Source organism: Paenibacillus wenxiniae, from assembly GCF_039822605.1.
In the GTDB taxonomy this organism is placed as follows: domain Bacteria; phylum Bacillota; class Bacilli; order Paenibacillales; family Paenibacillaceae; genus Saccharibacillus; species Saccharibacillus wenxiniae.
Genome location: NZ_JBCGUH010000046.1, coordinates 1 through 782, shown reverse-complemented (window position 1 = coordinate 782; position 782 = coordinate 1). Strand labels below are relative to the sequence as shown.

Annotated in this window: 1 protein-coding gene; it reads right to left on the bottom strand. The window is 48.5% G+C overall.

Annotated elements, in window-relative coordinates; genetic code table 11:
- Positions 1–782, bottom strand: a 782-nt coding sequence (locus tag AAHF22_RS23765; protein WP_347327466.1) for a PAS domain-containing protein, incomplete at both ends; no start/stop codon positions are given.

Genomic DNA, 782 nt, shown 5'->3' with positions numbered 1-782 from the left:
GTCGTCATTTCCGAGATCGATTGGGACAGATGATTCATCCGCTCGGTCATCGCTTCCACGATCACTTCTTTATTTTTTTCAAATGTAATATCGCGGAGTGTACCTGCCACGCGGAGCGGTACGCCTTTTGGATCGCGATTAGTCGTACCATTGGCATGGAACCAGCGATATTCCCCATTTTTACGTTGTAAGCGGTAGTCGATATCAAATGGTGTACGTCCGCTATGATCCAGCATATGGTCGGCAAATGCTTTAACTACACGATCGGCGTCTTCTGGATGCAGGCGTTCACTCCAGCTGCTCAGTACGTTCGGGAACTCTTGCTCGGTTTGGAAACCAGCCGCCTCACGGAACTGTGACGAATACCAGATTTCATTTTTCGGATTGACTGGATCGCCTGCTTCTACCGTCATATCCCACGGTGCTTCGACCAGCGCTTTACTGATCAGATCATAACGTACAACCATCTGTTCTAACTGCTGATCACGAATATAACGTTCATTTATATCTGCTATTGCTCCGGTAACATGCAGTGGCGTCCCTTTCGTATCACGTTCGGTTTCTGCTGTAGCACGGAACCAGCGATACTCCCCTGTTTTCAGTTGTATACGATACTGGCTCTCAAATGGCGTCCGTCCACTGTAATCGGTCAGATGACCCGTAAAGGCAGCAAATACACGCTCCTGATCTTCTGGATGTATTCTGGAGGACCAGCTACTCAGCACATTGGGGAAATCCTGTTCATTCTGATAACCGAGCAGATGACGAAGCTCATCAGTCCA